At 68.7% G+C, this 1460-nt stretch carries 2 protein-coding genes; one reads left to right on the top strand and one right to left on the bottom strand.

The window, feature by feature from the left end:
- Positions 1–26: 26 nt before the first annotated feature.
- Positions 27–1346 carry an ISL3 family transposase gene (locus RR49_RS00105; RefSeq protein WP_231729493.1) on the bottom strand — a complete coding sequence of 440 codons (1320 nt, stop codon included), beginning with the start codon at positions 1344–1346 and terminating at the stop codon, positions 27–29.
- Between RR49_RS00105 and RR49_RS15905 the strand changes: the two genes are divergently transcribed.
- A partial coding sequence (locus RR49_RS15905; protein WP_211255117.1) for a hypothetical protein occupies positions 1245–1460 on the top strand: 216 nt, incomplete at its 3' end. The two genes, RR49_RS00105 and RR49_RS15905, sit on opposite strands and share 102 nt — an antisense overlap.

Here is a 1460-nt window from a genome sequence, read left to right as displayed (position 1 = left end):
GGCTCTTCGGACATCCGGTGGGGGGGTCATGGGGTGAGTCCGCCGGCGGTGAGGAGCATGCGGAGGCGGTAGTTCTCGCGGTTGCGATAGCCGCGGGCGAGGCGGCGGTGGAGCTCGATGATCCCGTTGATCGCCTCGGTGCCGCCGTTGTTCGCGCGGCTCGTGGTGAAGTACGCCAGGAACGCTGAACGCCAGCGGCGGAGGGTGCGGCCGAGGCGGGCGATCTCGGGGATCGGGCAGGTGTGGAACGTGTCGACCACCCTCTCGGCGATCCGCCGCCCCTCGGTCAGGTCCTTCGCGTGGTAGGCAGAGCGCAGCTGCTGTGCGCACTGCCACGCGACGAACACCTCGTCGTGCGCAGGATCGGCCTCGATTGCCGCGGTCAGCCGGATCCGCTGCTTGTCGGTGAGGTTCTCGGCCCCGGCACGGAGGATGGTCTGAATCCCGTAGAGCGGGTCGCCCTTCCGACCGCGATGCCCGAGGGTGTCTTGCTGGACGCGGCGGCGGACCTCGTCGACGGCGGCGGTGCCGAGCTTGACGACATGGAACGCGTCCAGCACAGCGACCGCGTCTTCGAGCGTGTCATCGATCGCAGTCTTGTAGCCCGCGAACGGGTCCAGCGCCGCCACCTTCACGTTCTTTCGGAACGCTTCGCCCCGCTCGCTGAGCCAGGACGCGTATGCCTTCCCCGATCTGCCCGGCACGAGGTCGAGCAGCCTGGCCCGCGTCTTCCCGGTGCTGTCGCGGCTGAGGTCGACCATGCCGGTCAGTTCCTTCGGGCCCCGCTTGCGGTGGTCGACGTGATGCCAGATGTGCTCGTCGACGCCGAGCGTGGTCACGTTCTCGAACCGGGACTCGTCGGCTGCCAACCGCACCAGTTCAGGCTCAACAGCCCGCCACACCGTCTTCCACGATGTCCCGAGCTGACGACGTAGTCCTTCGATCGTGGCGTGCTCGCGGCGCAGCTGCCCGATCGCCCAGTCGACGGCTCGCCTTGTGAGCGACCCGCGCCGAGCGACCAGCGAGGGAAGCTGCTCCACGAACGTCTTCTTGGCACAGCCCACGTCGCCGCATCGCCAGACCCGTTGCCGCCAGACGATCCGCACCCGCGTCACGCCCGGCACGTCATGCAACACTCGACGGCGGCGCCCTCGACCGATCGCCACGACCCCGCACAACGGGCACCCGGTCGGCGCCGCCGGTGTCGAAACGGTGACGATCAGCAGCCCGTCGCGGCGGTCAACGTGCTCGACATGGACGCCGTCGAGACCGACCAGCAGATCGCAGCGGTAACACGGATCAGCGGCAGAGCGCGCGTCAGCGCACCCCGAAGTAGGGTGAAGCACGTCGAGGTCCTCGTGATGGATCAGCAGTTGGCGCTACTGATCCTCGGGGACCTCGACCCCTACCCGCCGACCATCACCCGGCGAGCCTCACCCCCACCGCATGTCCGAAGAGCC

The sequence above is a fragment of the Microbacterium ginsengisoli genome, assembly GCF_000956535.1.
Taxonomy (GTDB): domain Bacteria; phylum Actinomycetota; class Actinomycetes; order Actinomycetales; family Microbacteriaceae; genus Microbacterium; species Microbacterium ginsengisoli.
The sequence above is the reverse complement of the archived record's forward strand: the minus strand, read 5'-3'. Positions and strand labels throughout refer to the sequence as shown.